Origin of the sequence: Pedobacter sp. ISL-64 (assembly GCF_018613605.1) — a bacterium.
Lineage (GTDB): Bacteria > Bacteroidota > Bacteroidia > Sphingobacteriales > Sphingobacteriaceae > Pedobacter.
In genome coordinates this window covers 803450-823245 of the sequence record NZ_JAGGPU010000006.1, presented here as the reverse complement: position 1 = coordinate 823245, position 19796 = coordinate 803450, and the positions used below count along the sequence as shown (strand labels likewise).

General features: G+C 38.3%; 13 protein-coding genes. 10 read left to right on the top strand and 3 right to left on the bottom strand.

Going from position 1 to position 19796, the window contains the following annotated elements:
- Nucleotides 1–229 precede the first annotated feature (229 nt).
- The gene (locus J7E57_RS11385; protein WP_215128082.1) at nt 230–1003 is read right to left on the bottom strand and encodes an SDR family NAD(P)-dependent oxidoreductase; all 774 of its coding nucleotides are present in this window, start codon (nt 1001–1003) and stop codon (nt 230–232) included.
- A 176-nt stretch (nt 1004–1179) separates the two neighbouring features.
- Here J7E57_RS11385 and J7E57_RS11380 point away from each other — a divergent pair, with 176 nt between their 5' ends.
- Together J7E57_RS11380 and J7E57_RS11375 are read left to right on the top strand one after the other, a co-directional pair.
- Complete coding sequence (locus J7E57_RS11380) at nt 1180–3531, top strand: TonB-dependent receptor (protein ID WP_215128080.1); 2352 nt, start codon at nt 1180–1182, stop codon at nt 3529–3531.
- A gap of 3 nt (nt 3532–3534) precedes the next feature.
- Nucleotides 3535–4644, top strand: a complete 1110-nt coding sequence (locus tag J7E57_RS11375; protein WP_215128078.1) for a PepSY-associated TM helix domain-containing protein — start codon at nt 3535–3537, stop codon at nt 4642–4644.
- A 53-nt stretch (nt 4645–4697) separates the two neighbouring features.
- Here J7E57_RS11375 and J7E57_RS11370 read toward each other — a convergent pair whose 3' ends face one another.
- The gene (locus tag J7E57_RS11370; protein WP_215128076.1) at nt 4698–5117 is read right to left on the bottom strand and encodes an SRPBCC domain-containing protein; all 420 of its coding nucleotides are present in this window, start codon (nt 5115–5117) and stop codon (nt 4698–4700) included.
- A 464-nt stretch (nt 5118–5581) separates the two neighbouring features.
- Between J7E57_RS11370 and J7E57_RS11365 the strand changes: the two genes are divergently transcribed.
- Nucleotides 5582–5863 carry a SelT/SelW/SelH family protein gene (locus J7E57_RS11365; protein ID WP_215128074.1) on the top strand — a complete coding sequence of 94 codons (282 nt, stop codon included), beginning with the start codon at nt 5582–5584 and terminating at the stop codon, nt 5861–5863.
- Between the two features lie 90 nt (nt 5864–5953).
- Here J7E57_RS11365 and J7E57_RS11360 read toward each other — a convergent pair whose 3' ends face one another.
- Nucleotides 5954–6136 (bottom strand): hypothetical protein, encoded by a 183-nt coding sequence (locus J7E57_RS11360; RefSeq protein WP_215128072.1) that lies wholly within the window; start codon nt 6134–6136, stop codon nt 5954–5956.
- 340 nt (nt 6137–6476) lie between these two features.
- Between J7E57_RS11360 and J7E57_RS11355 the strand changes: the two genes are divergently transcribed.
- From J7E57_RS11355 to J7E57_RS11325, 7 genes are all read left to right on the top strand, one after another.
- Nucleotides 6477–10472 carry a two-component regulator propeller domain-containing protein gene (locus J7E57_RS11355; protein ID WP_215128070.1) on the top strand — a complete coding sequence of 1332 codons (3996 nt, stop codon included), beginning with the start codon at nt 6477–6479 and terminating at the stop codon, nt 10470–10472.
- A 141-nt stretch (nt 10473–10613) separates the two neighbouring features.
- Nucleotides 10614–11939 (top strand): BNR repeat-containing protein, encoded by a 1326-nt coding sequence (locus tag J7E57_RS11350; RefSeq protein ID WP_251029882.1) that lies wholly within the window; start codon nt 10614–10616, stop codon nt 11937–11939.
- A gap of 15 nt (nt 11940–11954) precedes the next feature.
- Nucleotides 11955–14126, top strand: a complete 2172-nt coding sequence (locus J7E57_RS11345; protein WP_215128068.1) for a family 43 glycosylhydrolase — start codon at nt 11955–11957, stop codon at nt 14124–14126.
- Nucleotides 14126–15259: a glycoside hydrolase family 88 protein gene (locus tag J7E57_RS11340; protein WP_215128066.1), complete on the top strand. Its 1134-nt coding sequence runs from the start codon at nt 14126–14128 to the stop codon at nt 15257–15259. The genes J7E57_RS11345 and J7E57_RS11340 overlap by 1 nt, the downstream gene beginning before the upstream one ends.
- Before the next feature lie 16 nt (nt 15260–15275).
- On the top strand, nt 15276–16523 hold the full coding sequence (locus J7E57_RS11335) for a DUF2264 domain-containing protein (protein ID WP_215128064.1): 1248 nt from the start codon (nt 15276–15278) through the stop codon (nt 16521–16523).
- 75 nt (nt 16524–16598) lie between these two features.
- Nucleotides 16599–17720 carry a glycoside hydrolase family 43 protein gene (locus tag J7E57_RS11330; protein WP_215128062.1) on the top strand — a complete coding sequence of 374 codons (1122 nt, stop codon included), beginning with the start codon at nt 16599–16601 and terminating at the stop codon, nt 17718–17720.
- 108 nt (nt 17721–17828) lie between these two features.
- On the top strand, nt 17829–19670 hold the full coding sequence (locus J7E57_RS11325) for a glycoside hydrolase family 35 protein (RefSeq protein ID WP_215128060.1): 1842 nt from the start codon (nt 17829–17831) through the stop codon (nt 19668–19670).
- The last annotated feature ends 126 nt before the right edge of the window (nt 19671–19796 follow it).

Here is a 19796-nt window from a genome sequence, read left to right as displayed (position 1 = left end):
AACTTTTTGGGGGCAGTCCAGAATGAGTGCGGACTTGTAATGGAGCGGGACTAAAAATGCCAAGCACACAGAACTGCTCATTTCCAAAACAATTTTGATACCATATTCGTGGTGTTGGATGTTACCATCCGACACTCATATATGTACCAAGAGATCTATTTACCAATGTAACCTCATTTTGAGCTTCTATGCAGTTTCCAGACTTCGGACCTCTAACTTTCGGACTTTATCAAGTCTTATAAATCCCTGCGGCCATTTTTTCGATAAATCCCTTTGGCAGGATCCTATTGGCATATACACTGATGATATTGGTAAAACCTGGAATAATTTCAGATTTTTTGGCAAACATTCCTTTTAATGCGATTTCAGCCACCTCATCAGGCCTCATGTTAAACTTTTCGGCCATTTTATTAAAGGCATCCAGTCCGGCGCGGTGGGCAAAACCTGTATCAACAGGGCCTGGGCTCAAACAGCTTACAGAAACCGGGCCATCTTTAAGCTCGAACCTTAAAGCTCTCGTAAAAGATAAAACAAAAGCTTTAGTTGCCGAATAAATGGCCAAGGTTGGTACCGCCTGGTAGGCTGCAGTACTGCAAACGTTGAGTATATAAGCCTTTTTTTCTGTTGAAAGGATTGGAAGCAATAAATGGCATAATGAAGTTACCGTAATTATGTTTAATTGACACATTTCTAACTGAGCACTTAAATCCAGTTCTTCAAATTTCCCCCACAATCCGTAACCTGCATTATTAATCAGGATATTAATGGCGTAATTCTTTTCTGTTATCCAGTTGTATACCAATTTTGGGGCTTGAGCCTGGCTAAGATCAATCGACAAGATATCTACTTCAACACTATATTGGTTTTTGATCTCCGTTTGTAAAGCGCTTAATTCACCACCTGAACGGGCAATAAGCAACAAGTTGATTTTTCTCTTGGCCAGCGCAATGGCCATAGATTTTCCAATACCTTTACTGGCTCCGGTTATCAGTGCGTACTTCATCTTTGTTTCCAACATTTTTTACTCCAAACGGTTTAACGCAAATATCAAATAAATTAAATCTTATGACTTATTTATTTTAAAATGATGAATGATTAAACACCATATAGGTATCTTTTTTGAGTTATTATTTTTAACAAGTCTAAATAATGCTAGCTTTGCCGAAATTTAGATATTGCATGAAACACCATTACATAAAATTTTTCGCCGCTGCGCTTATAATATTATCTACAGTTACCCTCTTTGCACAAACGGGGAAGGGAACAATTACCGGAAAAGTTGTCGACTCGTTAGGGAATAGCATACCCTTTGCCAACATACAGGTTAAAAAGCAAAATCTTAAAACCACTTCAGGTAAAACCGGTGCATTTAAGTTAACGGATGTTCCTACAGGAAACCAGCAGATCAGGGTTTCGATTACAGGCTACGATCAATTTGAACAGGTGGTATCGGTTATTGCAAACGATACAATTCAGGTAAATGTTGTTTTAAAAGAGCAGCACTCAGAACTTAACGATGTAATTATCTCGGCAAGTAGACGACCTGAATCTTTGTCGCAAACCCCCTCTTCGGTAACAGTGCTTACAGCAAAAGAATTGAATACACAATCTGCAATTAGTCCGAATTTAGCCAACATACTATCTTACAGCGTACCTGGATTGGGTTTTTCTACCAACCAAACGGGTAACTCTGGTCAAACTTTGCGCGGTAGAAATGTTTTGGTATTAATTGATGGTATTCCGCAGTCAACTCCGTTAAGAGCAGGAGGAAGGGATATCCGCAGTATCGATCCTTCGGTTATAGAGCGTGTTGAAGTTATTAAAGGTGCCACCGCCATTTATGGTAATGGTGCAGAAGGAGGTTTGATTAATTACATTACTAAAAAAGCCGATAAAGGAAAATCATTCGGGGGTTATTCTCAAGCCGGAATTACAGGAAACTTAAAAGGCGATAGCACGATAGGCTACCGCTTTTCACAACAGCTTTACGGTAAAACAGGTAAGTTCGATTATCTGGTAAGTGGTATGTTCGAAAAAACCGGTGTTTTCCGCGATGCTGAAGGCTTGGTAATTTCGCCTGAGTATGGTTTAGGCGAGACTAAATCTTACAATGGCTTTGTGAAACTGGGATATAACTTTACTCCAAAACAGCGTTTGCAGGTGATGTATAATTATTTCAGCTCCAGACAGCATTCTAAATACCTAACCAAAGATGGTGTTTACGGTCAATCGCCGGCCATTGGTATTTATGGAAAAAGATTGGGTGAAGATGAAGGAACAAGGTTTAACCATAATGCCAATTTACAATACACCAATCAGCAGATTTTCGGCAAAACAGATTTAACTGCCAATGTATATTATCAGGACTTTTATACCATTTATTCTAACTCAGCATCATTTTTCGGCAGTGGCCAATCGGCCATTACTTCAACAAAAAAGGGTGCAAGGGTAAACCTGAATACACCTTTTAATATTGCAGATCGGGTACCAATGCAATTGAACTATGGTTTGGATTTAATGAACGATAAAACTGCTCAAAGCTTAACAGATGGTCGTTTGTGGGTACCTAATATGAATATGGTGAACTTTGCACCTTACTTACAGGCCTCTGCAACTTTCATTAATGATTTAACCATAAAGGGCGGCTTAAGGGTAGAAAATATTAACATTGATGTAGACGATTTTAATACCCTGGCTACCGGTGCAAACGGTGCAGGAAGTATAGCGGTGCAGGGCGGTAAATTAAATTACAATGCTTTAGTATTTAATGCTGGCGCTCGTTATTCTAAATTCAAGTTTTTTAATCCTTTTATCAGTTATGCACAATCTTTCTCGGTGTTCGAGCTGGGTAGGGTGTTAAGGGCAGCAAAAAGCAATACCTTATCGCAGTTAGAAACTAAACCAATCATCGTAAATAATTACGAAGCTGGTTTTAGCAGTACCGTAGGTAAACTGAATTTCAGTGCTGCTTATTATTACAGCACCTCTAAACTGGGTGCCAATCTTTTAGAAGTTAATGGAACTTATATCTCTCAACGTATTCCGGAGCGTGTATATGGATTTGAAGTCCAGGCAGATTATCAGGTTCTACGCAATTTGAGCATTGGTGGTAATTATGCACAAGTAGAAGGAAAAGGCGATGTAGATGATGATGGTAATTTTAACGGGGAGAAAGATGTGTATTTAAACACAACACGTATCCCTCCATCAAAAACCACTGTTTACCTTAAATATTCAGGTATTAGAAACTTAAGTTTGGATGTAAACTGGATGCGTGTAGGAAATCGCGACCGCTTTAAAACCAATGCGGCAGCTAAATATTTAATTGGTGAAGGTCCGGTAAAAGCATTCAACTTATTTAATGTTGCAGCAGTTTATCAAGTTACGCAGCCGCTAAAACTATCGGTAGGTGTAGAGAATTTATTGAACAAAGTTTATTATCCTGCCATTTCTCAGTTTTACGGCAGCAATGTAAATTATGTGAGAGGGAATGGGCGCAGATTTAACCTATCACTAGGCTATGCTTTTTAGACAATGAAGAACAGGAATTTTAAAAATACCATCAGGAACATTCATCTCTGGCTCGGCCTGGCGACTGGCCTGGTGGTATTTATTATTAGTGTAACTGGTGCGCTGTATATCTTTGAAGAAGAAATCAGAGATTTTACACAAAAAGATTTTCGCTATGTAGCGCTTCAAGAGAAACCTTTTGTAGGTTTAGATCATATCATTTCAAACTTCGAAAAATTATCACCCAAAGACCAGTTAAGGCTGATCAGAATTGAAGATGGGTTTTCAAATGCAACAGTAGAAATTACCACTAAAAAGGGGATTGTTTACTATTTTAATCCTTACAATGCCGCCTTGGTAAAAAGAGGTGGCGAAGATTGGCTTCAGGTTGTAGAGCATATCCATACCTCCCTGTTGCTAGGAAAAACAGGAAAGTTTATCATGCAATGGTCGGTGGTTATTTTCGTGCTAATGCTGATTACGGGACTGGTACTCTGGTTTCCTGGTCAGATGCGGTTATTAAAACAATCTTTAACCATTAAAAGAAAAGCATCGTTTAAACGGTTAAATTACGATTTACACAACGTATTGGGCTTTTATGCATCAGTTGTGTTATTGGTTACTGCTTTGAGTGGTTTGTATTTTGCTTTTAAAGAGGTAAAAAATGCGGCTAGCTTTTTTACCGGGAGCAAATTAGGGCAGGGCAACGCCATCGTTTTAGCCAAACCTACACACATCGATTCGCTACCTGTGCGTTACAATAAAATTTATACTGAAGCTAAAATTAAATACCCTGGTGCTATTTCCACTAGTTTTTCGCTGCGTGGTAAAGGTGAACTGCGTTTAAGAATGATTTATCCCTACCGCTGGGCACGCAACCAGAATACCTTTTTTTATGAGGAAGCTACAGGTACAATGATCAGGTCTAAACTGTATAAAGATTTTAACGGGGCCGATTTAATAGAAGCCACCAATTACGATCTCCACACGGGTAGGCTTTTAGGATTGCCAAATAAAATTCTTTCCTTTTTAGCGGCTTTGGTTGCAGCGAGTTTGCCGATTACTGGTTTTATCATCTGGTGGAAGAAAAGGAAAAAGCCCAGGAAAGCTAAACCTATACTTACCTCAAAGTAATTGGAGCATCTAAATCGCAGTAAAACCACCTCTGTATTAGAACCTGAAGTCATTTAACTAAGCTGCTCGGCATATGCTTTAAGCTGGTTCAGTCCCGATTGGCAGAATTCCTGTTGCATGGTCAAATCAAGGCCTGCAACGGGTTCAAAGATTTCAGTAAGGGTAACGGGGTTATTTCCTGTAAAAATGATCAGGCTTTTCCGCTCATCATCTAATGTATAAGCAATTCGCTCATGCGCTATAATTTCGGTGTAAGTTCCTCGAAAGTCAAAATTTTCGGTTCCGTCTTTTTTAGCCATAACGTATAAAAAACCACCTCCTTCTACCAGGTTATTTTCAATTTTCTTGTTGATCCATTCGTCTGATGGAGCATTCCACGTGGCAATATGTTCAGGCTCGTTCCAGATTTTCCAAACCAGACCAATGGGCTTATATATCTGAATACTGGCAGTTAAAGTATTTTTAAAATCCATGGCACTTTAATTTTTTATAAAAATAATTGCTCGTGCCAACAATTTAAGTGGCCATTAAAGACAAATTTAGAGGTGATTTGAGCAGGGATTTAAAAGAAACTAAAATAAAAAACAGCAATTTTTATATCTGTTTTTTAGACTTTAGGTGTATGATTATCTAGATAAAGCAAACAAAAATTGCTTCATTGGTGTAATTATAGTTCCTCTAACACGGGAGCAATTGGAAAGGGGGTAACCATGGATGTGGCTACCCTTTTCTCTTTTAACAACATTTTAAGCATCGAACTTGTTTAGTTCATTTTGTTCAGTGTTGTTTGACAAGAATCCGAAATTAATAACGATCGTTTTACAACAAAGAACAAAGGAGAAGACACATCTGCAGATGCTTAATTGGTTTCAGCACCCATTTAACATCTCCATTTTCCATCCCTTCATATTTTTCGTACCCTTGTAAAAAAATAAAAATGGAGAAAGCACTTGTTAATATAACCTATTGCCCCAAATGTGGCTGGATGTTGCGTTCGGCTTATATGGCGCAAGAAATTTTAACCACTTTTGTTGATGAGCTAAAGGGGGTAACTTTAATTCCGAGTGAAACATCGGGCGTTTTTACTGTTCATGTTGGCGAGAAACTAATTTTCGATAGAAAGCAGATGCAACGCTTTCCTGAAATTAAAGAATTAAAACAGCTTATTCGTGATGAAGTGAATCCAGCCATGAACCTTGGCCACTCTGATGTTAAATAGCGAACATTTAAATTTAGGAATCTAAGTAATTGATCTATAGTTGTGAGACTACATGATTATTTCAGTCGCTAACAGGATTTTAGTAAATTGTTATCTTAAAGCCAGGATCAGTTTGCCTGATTTGATTCTGAAATAGTAGGTTAAAGAAGTTCTTCCTTTTAAAACTTCAATAGTTTTAATGGCGCCAGAACTGCCCCATGTGTCAGAAATAAGATCACCAACTTTCAGTTGTTCTAGCCTATGGATGGGAGTCAATGGATCAATATGTGTCATAGTAACAAAAATAAACCAATATTTTTTTTTTAGATAGGATTTTTGTTTCAAAATATATATATCACGTTTATGTGTAATACTAAATACTACGGTTTCGGTCTGTAAATGAGTAGGTGTTGTAGGTTGAATTATTAAAATGTAGGTGGAACAACATCAAGATAGGACAGAGCTGTCTTATGTAGAAGAAATCTTACGATTTTTGCTATTTAATCCTAAACAATAGCCGATAGCTGAGTTTTAGGAAAATATGTATATTCGTTTCCTGCCATGCATACCACGGTACGGTTTCTCTATGTTCCTTATTCAGAAAAAAACTGCTTGCTCCATATTTTTTTTATGGATGGGCGCAGTTATTTGTTTTGCCCAGTCTACAACTATTCGCCTTAAATATCTGGGGGTAGAAAGTGGCCTGTCTAATAATGTGGTAAACTCTTTGTATCTAGATCATTTTGGGTTTATGTGGATGGGTACCTATGATGGATTAAACCGTTACGATGGCTATCATTTTAAGGTTTTTAGAAATGGCTGGGGAGATGAACATTCGTTAGTAAATAACCACATTACGGTACTGAATGGAGATGCGAAAAACAAGGTTTGGGTAGGTACGCAAAAGGGCGTTTCTTATTATGATTATGCCGATTCCAAGTTTCATCAATTGATTTATCTAGACAAGGGAAGAAAAAACGAGGTAAGTTATGCTATTAATTCCATTGCAATAAGTAAGGCTTTAGCTGTTTATGTCGCTACTGAAGAAAAAGGCCTGTTTATGCTCGAAAAGAAAAGCAGCATTGCAAAACGAATCCCATATGACAAAAATTTCGATTTCACTGTAAAAGCTTTATATGTTGATGAACAACAAACCCTATGGCTTTTTATAAAAGATGTGGGGCTTTGCAGATATGATAATGATAAACATAGACTTCGTTTAGTAACTGCTGCCGTACGCTCAGTAACATGCATTACCAGAGGCACTAACCAAACACTCTGGGTTGGAACAGAGCACGGACTTTTTCAATTTGATAAAGCCAATAGTAGCCTCACCAAGTTTAACCAGCATTTAAGCAATGAGAATATTATGAGTTTATTGTTTGATCGACAACAAAAACTCTGGATTTCAACTGATGGGGGAGGAATTGCTGTTTACAATACAAAAAATCAAAAAACAAATTACCTATCTGCCGGAAAAGAAAAAGGCTTACTGAGCAGTAATTCTGTCGCCCAGGTTTACGAAGACCGCGAATCTAGAAAGTGGATCGCAACCTTACGTGGTGGGGTTAATATCATCGATCCAGAAAATGAGCAGTTTACCACTATTAAACATAATCCATTAAAAAACAATTCCTTAATTAACAATTTTGTACTCTCCTTTAGCGAAGATGAAAACAAAAACATTTGGATCGGGACTGATGGAGGTGGTTTAAGTGTGTGGAACAGAAAGCAAAATACTTTTGCTAATTATGCCAAAACCAGCGATCCAAACTCTTTAACCAGTAATTTTGTTACCAGTATTTTAAACGATGCAGATCATAACGTTTGGGTGGCCAGTTTTAGCGGCGGTATAGATCGTTTTAATAAAACAACCGGGAAATTTGTTCACTATAACTGTTACAATAACTATAAAGGCGTTGATGACATTAACATTTGGAAGCTTTATCAAGACAAACAACAGAATATTTGGGTAGGTACTACAAAAGGTGGTGCATTGTATCGTTACAATAAAATTGCCGATAAATTTGAACTTTTTGACCATAATCTAAAGGATATCCACAGCTTGTTCCAAGATTCGAAAGGAAGACTTTGGGCAGGGAACTATACCGAACTGATCGAAATCGATCCAATAAACAAAAAACATAGCTATACGAAGATCAATTTTGCCATCAGGGCCATTCAGGAAGATTTTAATCATCAAATATGGATTGGCACCGAAGGTGGAGGTTTACTGCTTTTTGATCCCGAAACCAAAAAAATAAAGCGGTACATCCAGAGCGATGGGTTACCAAGTAATTCGGTACTCAATATCCTTCAGGATGCTCAAGGTAATTTATGGTGTAGTACTTATAATGGTTTATCAAAATTTGATGTTGCACACCAAAGCTTTAAAAACTATTATGCTACCGATGGCTTACAAAGCAATCAGTTTAATTATAATGCTGCATTAAAACTTGCAAACGGTAACTTTTTGTTTGGTGGAATTGGTGGCTTTAATTTGTTTTCGCCTGATAGCATTAAGAAAAATAAAAGGATACCAAAAATGGTGCTGACTGATTTTAGGATCAATAATATTCCTCTCGATCAGGATTCAGGTTATAACGATATCTCTGTTGTTAATTTAGCACGCATAGAAATCCCATTTAGTGCTGCGGTGATTTCTATCGATTATGCAGCAATAGAATTCTCTTTTCAGGATCAGATTTCTTATGCCTATTACCTCGAAGGTTGGGATAGAGACTGGAACTATGTAAACAAATTAAGCACAGCCTATTATTCCAGGTTAAATGAAGGTGAGTATAAACTGCATATTAAAAGTACCGATACCGAAGGTGCCTGGAGCAACAACGAAAAGATCGTAATGATTAGGATTTTACCCCCTTGGTACCGTACCTGGTGGGCCTATGCCATTTACCTTATTATAGGATCTTCCCTATTTTATCTTTTTCAAACCTATCGTAACCGCCAGAGAAGATTAAAACACGAGGTAGAAATTACTAATCTTAAAATGGAGCGTGAAAAAGATCTGAATGAGAAAAAACTGAATTTCTTTACCAATATTTCGCACGAGCTGAGAACGCCGTTAACCTTAATTGTTAATCCGATTAAAGATATTATCCATAAGAAAGACCCAGGGCAAGAGAAGAACGATTTAAATATTGTTTACCGCAATTCGAGGCGTTTGTTAAGCCTGGTAGATCAATTATTACTGTTTAGAAAAACGGAAAGTGAGAACGACGCCTTGAAGATTGTAAGGATCAACCTCTACAAATTTACAAATGAGATTTTCCTCTGCTTTAATTATTTGGCAAAGCAGAACCATATCGAATATACTTTTGAGTGCGAGGAGGAAGAACTGGATATTTATGCAGATAAAGACAAGCTCGAAATCGTTTTCTTTAACCTGCTCTCTAACGCGCTTAAATTTACCCCAAAAGGCGGTTTTGTGAAATTTAGTGTTAAAACCCTTGGTATGCGGGTGCAAATTGAGGTGAGCGATAGTGGTCCGGGCATACCGGCACATGTGGGTGAAAAGCTGTTCGATAAATTTTATAAAGTAATGTCGAACGAATCGCTGAAGATGGGTTTCGGTATTGGTCTTTACCTGGCCAAAAACTTTGTAGAATTACATAAAGGGAAAATTTCGTTCCGCTCCAATCAGGGAATGGGTACCATCTTTTTGATCGATATTCCGGTTGGGGAGCCAAACTTGCAGCAAAGCGGTGTTTTCCAAAACGAATTAACCTATGTAAATGAGCTCATTGCGCAAGAGGAAGAAGCAGAAAATAACGATGCCGAGAATGTGGGCAACCTCGAATTGCTCATTTCAGATTTGCACTCGATTTTGGTTATTGATGACAACCCCGAAATTATTGATTACATCAAGCATATTTTTCAGGATAATTTCAAAATTTACAAGGCCGAAAATGGTACAGATGGACTAAAACTCTGTAAAGAATATTTGCCTGATATCGTAATATCTGATGTAAACATGGATGGCCTTAACGGTATCGAACTCTGTAAGGCGATTAAAGAGGATTCTGCCTTGAGCCATATTCCGGTAATTCTGTTAACCGGCGACCCTAGTCCGGAGGTAAAACTTAAGGGAATCGAAGTTGGTGCCTACGATTTTATCAGTAAACCCTTCGATAAAGAGCTTTTTACAGCCAAAATTAATAGCATTATTAAAAACAGGACCAATCTTCAGTCTTATTTCTACAATGAAATAACCTTGAAGAGTGATGCCCATAAAGTATCTCAGGAGGATAAGGGCTTTCTTCAAAAGTGCATTACCATTATAGAAGAAAACTTGATGGAAGACAGTTTTAATGTAAAAACACTGGCATCTGATCTTGGAATGAGCCATTCTAATCTCTACAAAAGGATCAAAGCCACTTCAGGTCAGTCTATAAATGGTTTTATCCGTTTTATCAGACTCAGAAAGGCTGCCGAATTGTTAATCAATACCAATTTAAATATTAACGAAGCTGCCTTTAGAGTAGGTATAAATGACAGTAAATACTTTAGAGAACAGTTTCAAAAGCTGTTTAAATTAACGCCGTCAGAATTTATAAAGAAACACAGAAAAAGTTTTCATAAATACTATAATATTAATGCCACAACATAAAAGTTACGCTATTTTGGCTTTTAAATGCGTTTATCTTAAAACGCCCCCTGCAAAGTATGATTTAACCCCCTGTGTAAAGCTTAAAAATTTCGGTACTTCGGCTTCACCAAATGTAAGAAACCGAGCAGCCTAAAACGTATAATGTATCAATCCCTAAATAAAAGTATATTTCTAATCTGCACATTCATCTGTATCAACCTGATGAGTGTTGCACAAGAAACACAACTGAGTACCATTGCCAGTAACGGCTGGGCAAACAACTCGGTAAATACAGTTATTTTCCGTAAAAATTCGTTAATCAGCTTTAAAGATAGCCAGTATGCTGCTTATTATGATCAAGAACAAAATGTGGTACTGGCCAAACGTAAAATCGGCTCACCCCGTTGGGTATTAGTTACCACGCCCTATAAAGGCGATGCCACCGACGCTCATAAATCAATTAGCATTATGGTAGATGGTGATGGTTTCCTTCATATTGCCTGGGGCCAGCATAATAACAATCTAAACTATGCCAAATCAGTTTCAGCAGGTTCATTAACCTTAGGGAATAAAAAAGTTATGCTTTCTGTAAAGGAAAATAAAGTCAGTTATCCTGAGTTTTATAAGCTTGCAAACGGCGATCTCTTATTTTTTTACCGTGATGGTGGCTCTGGAAACGGAAACCTGATGATAAACCGTTATAGTCTGCAGACCAAAAAATGGACACGTGTACAGGATGGGATGATTGATGGCGAAGGACAGCGAAATGCATATTGGCAGGTAGCTATAGATCAGGTTGGGACCATCCATTTATCGTGGGTGTGGCGCGAAAGCCCTGATGTAGCCAGTAACCATGATTTATGTTATGCCAAATCAACCGATGGAGGTTTAACCTGGTTAAAATCTACCAATGAAAAATATAGTCTTCCCATTACTGCCACCAATGCAGAATATGCGCTTAAAATTCCGCAAAAAAGCGAGCTGATTAACCAGACATCAATGTTTGCCGATGCCAAAGGCAAGGTATTTATTGCTGGTTATTGGCGTGATACGAACGAAACCATACCACAATATCACCTGGTTTTTAAAACAGACGACCATTGGAAAGTAAGCAACCTTAACTTTAGAAAAACGGCTTTTAGTTTAAGTGGAGGAGGTACCAAACAGATTCCGATTTCGCGGCCACAGATTATCGTTTGGCCAAATGGAAAATATTATGCTGCGGGATTGTTGTTTAGGGATGCTGAACGAGGTAATAAGGTTTCAATTGCTTTGAATGGTGAGCTCGGATCAGGAAATTGGAAGGTTGAAGATCTTACTCAAAAAAGCCTTGGCGATTGGGAACCCAGTTACGATACCGAACTTTGGAAAAGCAAAGGGATTTTGAGCCTGTTTCTGCAGCATGTTACCCAGGTAGATGGAGAAGGAAAGGCTAACCAGGCACCAACAATAGTGCAGACCCTAGATTGGAAACCAGAAAATAAATAATGAATTAACCTTAAAATGAAACATTCCATTATAAAATATAACTTTTCTCTACTTGTTGTTTTGTTCTTGTTATCAATAAATCTGGTAGAGGCACAAAGCAAAAAAACAGCTAAGGTATCCAAAGAAAATACGGCGTATTTATTTGCCTATTTTACCGGAAACGCTAAAGCAGAAGAAGCGATCCGTTTTGCGGTGAGCACCGATGCTTACCATTACAAGGCTTTAAACAATAATAATCCAATCATTTCTTCCGAAAAAATCAGCAATACCGGAGGTATACGCGATCCACATATTTTGCGCGGCGAAGATGGCAAAACCTTTTACATGGTGGCTACCGATATGGTTTCGGCCAATGGCTGGAACTCGAACAGGGCAATGATATTGCTTAAATCAAATGATCTGATCCATTGGACATCGGCAGTTGTTAATATTCAAAAACGTTTTCCAAATAACGAAAATCTGCAACGTGTTTGGGCTCCACAGACCATTTACGATAAAACTGCCAAAAAATATATGGTTTATTGGTCGATGAAGCATGGCGAGGAGCCTGATAAAATTTATTATGCTTACGCCAATGCAGATTTTACAGATTTGGAAACAGCCCCAAAACAGCTCTTTTTTAGCCCAACCAATGGTTCTTGTATTGATGGTGACATTATTTACGATAAAGGGAAATACAATTTATTCTTTAAAACAGAAGGAAATGGCAATGGCATAAAAAAAGCAGTTTCCCATCAACTCACCACAGGTTATGTGCAGCAGGATAAATATTTACAACAGACAAAAGAGGCCGTAGAAGGAGCTGGTGTTTTTAAACTGAATCATAGCGACGAATATATCCTGATGTACGATGTATATATGAAAGGCCGCTATCAGTTTACCAAAAGTAAAGATCTGGCAAATTTTAGTGTAGTGGATCAAGATATTGCCATGGATTTTCACCCAAGGCACGGAACTATTTTGCCTATTAATCAACAAGAGTTAAACCGGTTGCTCAATCAGTGGTATACTGTCGAATCTGTTTTGCAAAGCGCACAGAATAAGGCAATCAACCAAAATAATATTGTTTTAGATAGCGTGAACCAAAAAATTTATCTGCCTGTAAATTACGGAACTGACTTAAAGGCTTTTGATCCGCAGTTTAATACCTTTAATCAAATCAGTATCGCACCAAAAGGGAAATTAGATTTTACTAAAGGCCCTGTAAAAATTAAGGTAGGTATTGCCAATCAACAACCTAAAACTTATTTGGTAAGTGTTGCTGTATCCAATAACCCAGTTTTAAAAGGTTATTACGCAGATCCGGAAATTTTATATTCCAATAAAACAGGCAAATATTACATCTATCCAACCAGCGATGGTTTTAACAACTGGAGTGGTACCTATTTTAAAAGTTTTTCATCAACTGATCTCGTTAACTGGACAGATGAAGGTAAAATATTAGACCTTGAAAAAGATGTTTCTTGGGCGAAAAAGAATGCCTGGGCACCTACCATTATCGAAAAGAAAGTGAACGGCGCTTATAAGTATTTTTATTATTTCACAGCAGCACAGAAAATTGGAGTTGCTGTCGCTGATCATCCTGCCGGTCCGTTCAAAGATAGCGGTAAGGCTTTAATTTCAAGCAAACCAAAAGGAATAAAAGGTGGTCAGGAGATCGATCCTGATGTATTTAATGATCCTAAAACCAACAAAAGTTATCTGTATTGGGGAAATGGGTATATGGCCGTTGCACCATTAAATGAAGATATGGTTTCGATTGATACCAATAAGATTAAAGTTATTACACCAAACAATGGTTTTAGAGAAGGTACCGAAGTTTTTTATCGTAATGGAAAGTATTACTTTTTATGGTCTGAAGATGATACACGGAGCGAAAATTATCGGGTACGTTATGGCTTTTCTGATTCGCCTATAGGAAAAATAACCATTCCGGAAAATAACCTGATTTTGGCAAAAGATGTAACACAAGGTATTTACGGAACAGGGCACAACAGTGTAATCAAAGTTAACGGAAAAGATGAATGGTATATGGTTTACCATCGTTTTACCCGACCAAAAGGAATCTCAATGGGCAGTGCTGCAGGCTACAACCGCGAAGTTTGCATCGATAAAATGGAATTTAATACTGATGGAACTATTAAACCTGTAATACCCACCGTAAACGGCATTAAACCAATACACTAATGAATTTAAAATTGTATAAGGCGCTTTTCTTATTGTTGTTTTTTAGCAGCACAGCTGTAAATGCACAAACCTCAACTTTAAAAGAGGAAGTGCTCGAAATGATCAATCGTGCAAATACCTATTGGCAAGGCAACAATAAACCCGAAGTACGTGCTTTTTGGGATCATGCTGCTTACCATACCGGAAATATGGAGGTTTATGGAATTACCAAGAACGAAGCTTACCGTAAATATTCAGAAGATTGGGCCGTTTATAACAAATGGATGGGCGCAAAATCAACTGATAAATCCAACTGGAAATATAAATATGGCGAAACAGATGAGCATGTGCTGTTTGGCGATTGGCAGATCTGTTTTCAAACCTATATCGATTTATACCACTTAAAACCCGAAGAATATAAAATTGCAAGGGCAAAAGAGGTAATGGAATACGAAATGAGCACACCCAATAACGACTATTGGTGGTGGGCCGATGGTTTGTACATGGTAATGCCTGTTATGACCAAACTTTATAAAGTAAGCGGGGACCAAAAATACCTCGATAAGCTGTACGAATATTTTATGTATTCGAATAGCATTATGTATGATAAAAAGGAAAAACTTTATTACCGGGATGCCAAATATATTTATCCGAAGCATAAAAGTGTAAACGGCAAAAAAGATTTTTGGGCAAGAGGCGATGGTTGGGTGTTTGCAGGTTTAGCGAAAGTGTTAAAAGATCTGCCCCTTAACGATCCACATCGGAACGAATACCTAAGCAAGTACCAGAATATGGCCAAAGCAATTGTTAAAAGCCAGCAGGCAGAAGGTTATTGGACCAGAAGTATCCTAGATCCGCAACATGCCCCTGGACCAGAAACCAGTGGAACAGCCTTTTTTACTTATGGTTTGTTATGGGGGATAAACAACGGTTATTTAAAAGAAAAAAACTATTTACCTACAGCACAAAAAGCATGGACATATCTAACCAAAACCGCATTACAACCTAACGGTAAACTGGGGTATGTACAGCCGATAGGAGAGAAAGCCATTCCGGGGCAGGTGGTTGATGTAAATTCTACAGCGAATTTTGGTGTAGGAGCCTTTTTATTGGCTGGTTGCGAAATGTACCGCTATTTGTCAAACAAAAACTAAATTTTTACAGGAAAAAATGAGACTTAAAAATATTTTAATTACGGGTTTATTGATCGTCTTGGCTGGTGGTTACGCATTTGCGCAAAAAAAAACCAAGAATACCAAAAACGCGGTTTTAACCGATCGGCAGTTTTGGTTGCAACAGATGGATAAGATGGTGAAACCCGTTTTGTATAACCTGGCTAAAGACAGCCTGCGTATTGCGATGCCAAAAGTTACTTCTATCCATATTGATAATAAAGAACACCGCATTAAAGTACAATATGTAGAAGTTTTGGGTAGGGTTTTAAGTGGTATTGCGCCATGGTTGCAGTTAGAAGGAGGTTCGACAGAAGAAGTAGCTTTAAGGAAACAGTACCGGGAGTGGGCCATTCAGGGACTAAAAAATGCTTTAGATTCTAATGCCAAAGATTTTATGAATTTCGATATCGGTGGGCAGCAACTGGTAGACGCTTCTTATGTTGCATTGGCTTTGGTACGTGCACCTTGGTTGTGGGAAAACCTGGACAAGAAGAACCAGGAACTGATGATGAAATCGATCGTTACCACCAGAAGATTCAAACCTGTTTTTTCTAACTGGTTACTGTTTTCTGCCATGAACGAGGCTTTTCTGGCTAAGTTCGGTTACAGTTGGGATCCTATGCGTGTTGATTATGCCCTGCAGCAAATGGAACAATGGTACACCGGCGACGGAATGTACACCGATGGAACATCCTTTGCATTCGATTATTACAATAGTTATGTTATCCACCCTTATCTGGCTACTTTGGCCAATATCATTGGTGCTAAAACGAACAGTTATAAAGAGATGTTCGAGAAGATTAAGAAGCGCAATGAGCGGTATGCCATCATTCAGGAAAGATTAATCAATGCCGATGGCACTTACCCAGCAACAGGTCGCTCCATCATTTATCGTGGTGCTGCATTTCATCATTTGGCCGATATGGCCTGGAGAAAAGCATTACCAAAACAGTTAAGTCCCGCTCAGGTACGTTGCGCTTTAACCGCCGTAATCAAAAAAACTTTAGAGAGCCCTACTACCTATAAAAATGGTTGGTTAACGATAGGTTTATATGGCGATCAGCCAAATCTGGGCGATTTCTATAACAACCAGGGAAGCCCATATATTGCTTCAAATATCTTTTTGCCATTAGGTTTGCCAGAAGCAGACGCATTTTGGGCCAACCCAGCAGAGAAATGGAGCGCGCAAAAGATCTGGAGTGGAGAGAATTTTGAAAACGATCACAGTGCCAGTTTAAAATAAATAGCAGATAGCTATACAATTGAGAAGATGTGGGTAAATTACCGTCTTTGTAACGTTAAAAATTATTTGATTAAAATGATGAATAAGAGAATCAGTTTTGTTTTAGGATTTATCGCCTTCAGTTTAGGGCTAAATAGTTATGTTTCAGCACAACAAACATATACTTCTTTTACTCCCGGTAAACTTTGGAAGGATGATAAAGGTGTTCATATTAACGCCCATGGCGGAGGCATTGTCGAATATAAAGGCATTTACTATTGGTTTGGTGAGCATAAGATTGAAGGTGAAAAAGGCAATACGGCACAGGTAGGCGTACATTGCTACTCATCAAAGGATTTATACAATTGGAAAGATGAAGGTATTGCACTTCCGGTTTCAGAAGATCTGAAAAGTGACATTGCTAAAGGCTCGATCTTGGAGCGCCCCAAAGTGGTGTATAACAAGAAAACCAAAAAGTTTGTGATGTGGTTTCACTTAGAACTTTTAGGTAAAGGTTATGCAGCTGCAAGATCGGGTGTTGCGGTAGCCGATCGCCCAACTGGTCCATATACTTTTATCAAGAGTTATCGTCCAAATCCGGAGAAAATGCCCTTTTATGCAGCAGGAACAGCAGAAAAAGATATGATAAATTGCCAACAACCGGCCAATAAAAGTGATGGTTTTTTCTGTAGGGATTTACCCGGTGGGCAAATGGCAAGAGATATGACAGTTTTTGTAGACGATGATGGAAAAGCCTATCATATATTCTCTTCGGAAGAAAATTTTACGTTGCATTTGGCTGAATTAACCCCTGATTATTTAGGGCATACAGGAAAATTTATCAGAATTTATGTGGGGCAGCAAACAGAAGCACCAGCTTTGTTTAAGAAAAACGGAACCTACTATATGGTTGGTTCGGGCTGTACAGGATGGGCACCAAATCCGGCCAGATGGTTCAAAGCAAGCTCCATCTGGGGACCTTGGACTTATATGGGAAATCCATGCCAGGGCGAAGGGGCTAAGCTAACCTATGGCGGGCAGAGTACGCACGTATTGCCAGCACCAGGCAAAAAAGGAGAATTTATTTTTATGGCTGATAAATGGGAACCGAAAAACGCTATTGATGGCCGTTACTTGTGGTTGCCAATCAAATTTGAGAACGATAAAATTTCGATAAACTGGGCAGATAAATGGGATCTGAGCGTGTTTAAAAAGTAGAGAAAAAAACAAAATTTTTATATAAATCTAGATGCTGAATTGCGTAAAAATGCGCAAATGGGATTCTTTTTGCCCAAAATTCGGGTCATCTTAAAACAACTTTAAAAAATGAAAGCAAAATTATTATGGTTGGTGGCGATATGTTTCTCCTTATCAGCTTTTGGCCAGCAAGCTAAACATACGTTTACGCTAGGAGAAACAGACTTTCTATTAGATGAAAAACCCTTTCAGATAATTTCTGGGGAGTTACATTATCCCCGTGTACCAAAAGAGGCCTGGCGCGCCCGTATGAAGATGGCCAAAGCAATGGGGCTAAATACGATTGGTACTTACGTATTCTGGAATCTGCACGAACCACAAAAAGGAAAATTCGATTTTTCGGGCAATAATAATATTGCCGAATTTGTGAAAATCGCCCAACAAGAAGGCCTTTGGGTTATCTTAAGACCAAGCCCTTACGTTTGTGCCGAATGGGAGTTTGGTGGTTATCCTTATTGGCTACAGAACGAAAAAGGCCTTGTGGTGAGAAGTACCGAAAAACAATATTTAGATGAGTATAAGAAATATATTATTGAAGTAGGGAAACAGTTGGCACCATTGCAGATTAACCATGGTGGTAATATTATTATGGTACAGGTAGAGAACGAATACGGCTCTTACGCTGCTGATAAAAATTATTTAGATATCAACAGAAAAATGTTTATCGAAGCAGGTTTTGATGGATTGCTTTATACCTGCGATCCGGCTGCAGATGTAAAAGATGGACATTTAGACGGATTACTACCAGCCGTAAACGGAATCGATAATCCGGCAAAAATTAAGGCTTTGGTAAATGAGAACCATAATGGGAAAGGCCCATATTTTATAGCTGAGTGGTATCCTGCATGGTTCGATTGGTGGGGAACACCTCATCACACCGTTCCTGCAGCGCAATACACCAAAAAGTTAGATTCTGTTTTAGCAGCAGGCATCTCGATCAATATGTACATGTTCCATGGCGGTACAACGCGCGATTTTATGAATGGGGCAAACTATAAGGATATTTCACCTTACGAGCCACAAACCAGTAGTTATGATTATGATGCGCCTTTAAATGAGGCTGGAAACGCAACTGAAAAATTCAAGGCTTTTAGAAGTGTGATCGAAAAACATCTTCCAACAGGACAAAATTTACCGCCAATTCCAGCTGCTAAACCAAGTATCGCAATTGCGCCTTTTAAACTGGGAAGTAAAGTAGCTTTGTTTAATGCGCTGCCAAAAGCAGTGAAAAATAGCACACCTTTAACTTTCGAGGATCTTAGCCAAGATTATGGTTATGTGCTTTACCGAACTACCATTAAGGGAGGTAAAAAAGGTGAACTTCAGATTAAACAACTACGGGATTATGCGCTGGTTTTTATTAACCAGAAAAGGGCAGGTATTTTAGACCGCAGGTTAAACCAAAATACTTTGGCATTAACACTCCCGAAAGGCGAAGTACAACTCGATATTTTTGTAGAAAATATGGGTAGGGTAAACTTTGGAAAGTATCTGTTAGAAAACAAAAAAGGAATTACCGAACAGGTAACTTTTGATGGTACCGAAGTTAAAAACTGGTCGATGTACGGCTTCCCTTTTAATAATATTGCTGGCTATACTGCTAAGGCTGCCCTTTCAAAACAAAGTGGAAACGGACCAATATTACAAAAAGGAGCTTTCCAAATTTCGACAGTTGCAGATACTTATTTAGATATGACCGATTGGGGAAAAGGGGTAGTGTGGGTTAATGGACACAACTTAGGGAAATACTGGGCAATTGGTCCACAACAAACGTTATATATCCCTCAAGAATGGTTGAAAAAAGGCAAGAATGATATCGCCGTTTTAGAACTGATTAAGCCTGATCAGAATATTTTAAAGGCAATAGATCAACCAATCTTAAATACAATAAAAAAATTAAACGTAGACTAAACGTTTAAAAATCTTCAAAATAGGGGTTAAAAAGCCAAATTCTAACAAAAAGTAACAATTTAGCCCCTACTTATTACCGTATTACCCCTCACTCCACTAGGATTTTATGGTTACTTTGTTGTAATC

Excerpts from the sequence above, each read along its gene's own strand:
- J7E57_RS11345 (WP_215128068.1), top strand. The coding sequence starts at position 11,955 with ATGAAACATTCCATTATAAAATATAACTTTTCTCTACTTGTTGTTTTG.
- J7E57_RS11350 (WP_251029882.1), top strand. The coding sequence starts at position 10,614 with ATGTATCAATCCCTAAATAAAAGTATATTTCTAATCTGCACATTCATC.
- J7E57_RS11340 (WP_215128066.1), top strand. The coding sequence starts at position 14,126 with ATGAATTTAAAATTGTATAAGGCGCTTTTCTTATTGTTGTTTTTTAGC.
- J7E57_RS11375 (WP_215128078.1), top strand. The coding sequence starts at position 3,535 with ATGAAGAACAGGAATTTTAAAAATACCATCAGGAACATTCATCTCTGG.
- J7E57_RS11365 (WP_215128074.1), top strand. The coding sequence starts at position 5,582 with ATGGAGAAAGCACTTGTTAATATAACCTATTGCCCCAAATGTGGCTGG.
- J7E57_RS11380 (WP_215128080.1), top strand. The coding sequence starts at position 1,180 with ATGAAACACCATTACATAAAATTTTTCGCCGCTGCGCTTATAATATTA.
- J7E57_RS11335 (WP_215128064.1), top strand. The coding sequence starts at position 15,276 with ATGAGACTTAAAAATATTTTAATTACGGGTTTATTGATCGTCTTGGCT.
- J7E57_RS11330 (WP_215128062.1), top strand. The coding sequence starts at position 16,599 with ATGATGAATAAGAGAATCAGTTTTGTTTTAGGATTTATCGCCTTCAGT.
- J7E57_RS11325 (WP_215128060.1), top strand. The coding sequence starts at position 17,829 with ATGAAAGCAAAATTATTATGGTTGGTGGCGATATGTTTCTCCTTATCA.
- J7E57_RS11355 (WP_215128070.1), top strand. The coding sequence starts at position 6,477 with ATGGGCGCAGTTATTTGTTTTGCCCAGTCTACAACTATTCGCCTTAAA.
- J7E57_RS11370 (WP_215128076.1), bottom strand. The coding sequence starts at position 5,117 with ATGGATTTTAAAAATACTTTAACTGCCAGTATTCAGATATATAAGCCC.
- J7E57_RS11360 (WP_215128072.1), bottom strand. The coding sequence starts at position 6,136 with ATGACACATATTGATCCATTGACTCCCATCCATAGGCTAGAACAACTG.
- J7E57_RS11385 (WP_215128082.1), bottom strand. The coding sequence starts at position 1,003 with ATGAAGTACGCACTGATAACCGGAGCCAGTAAAGGTATTGGAAAATCT.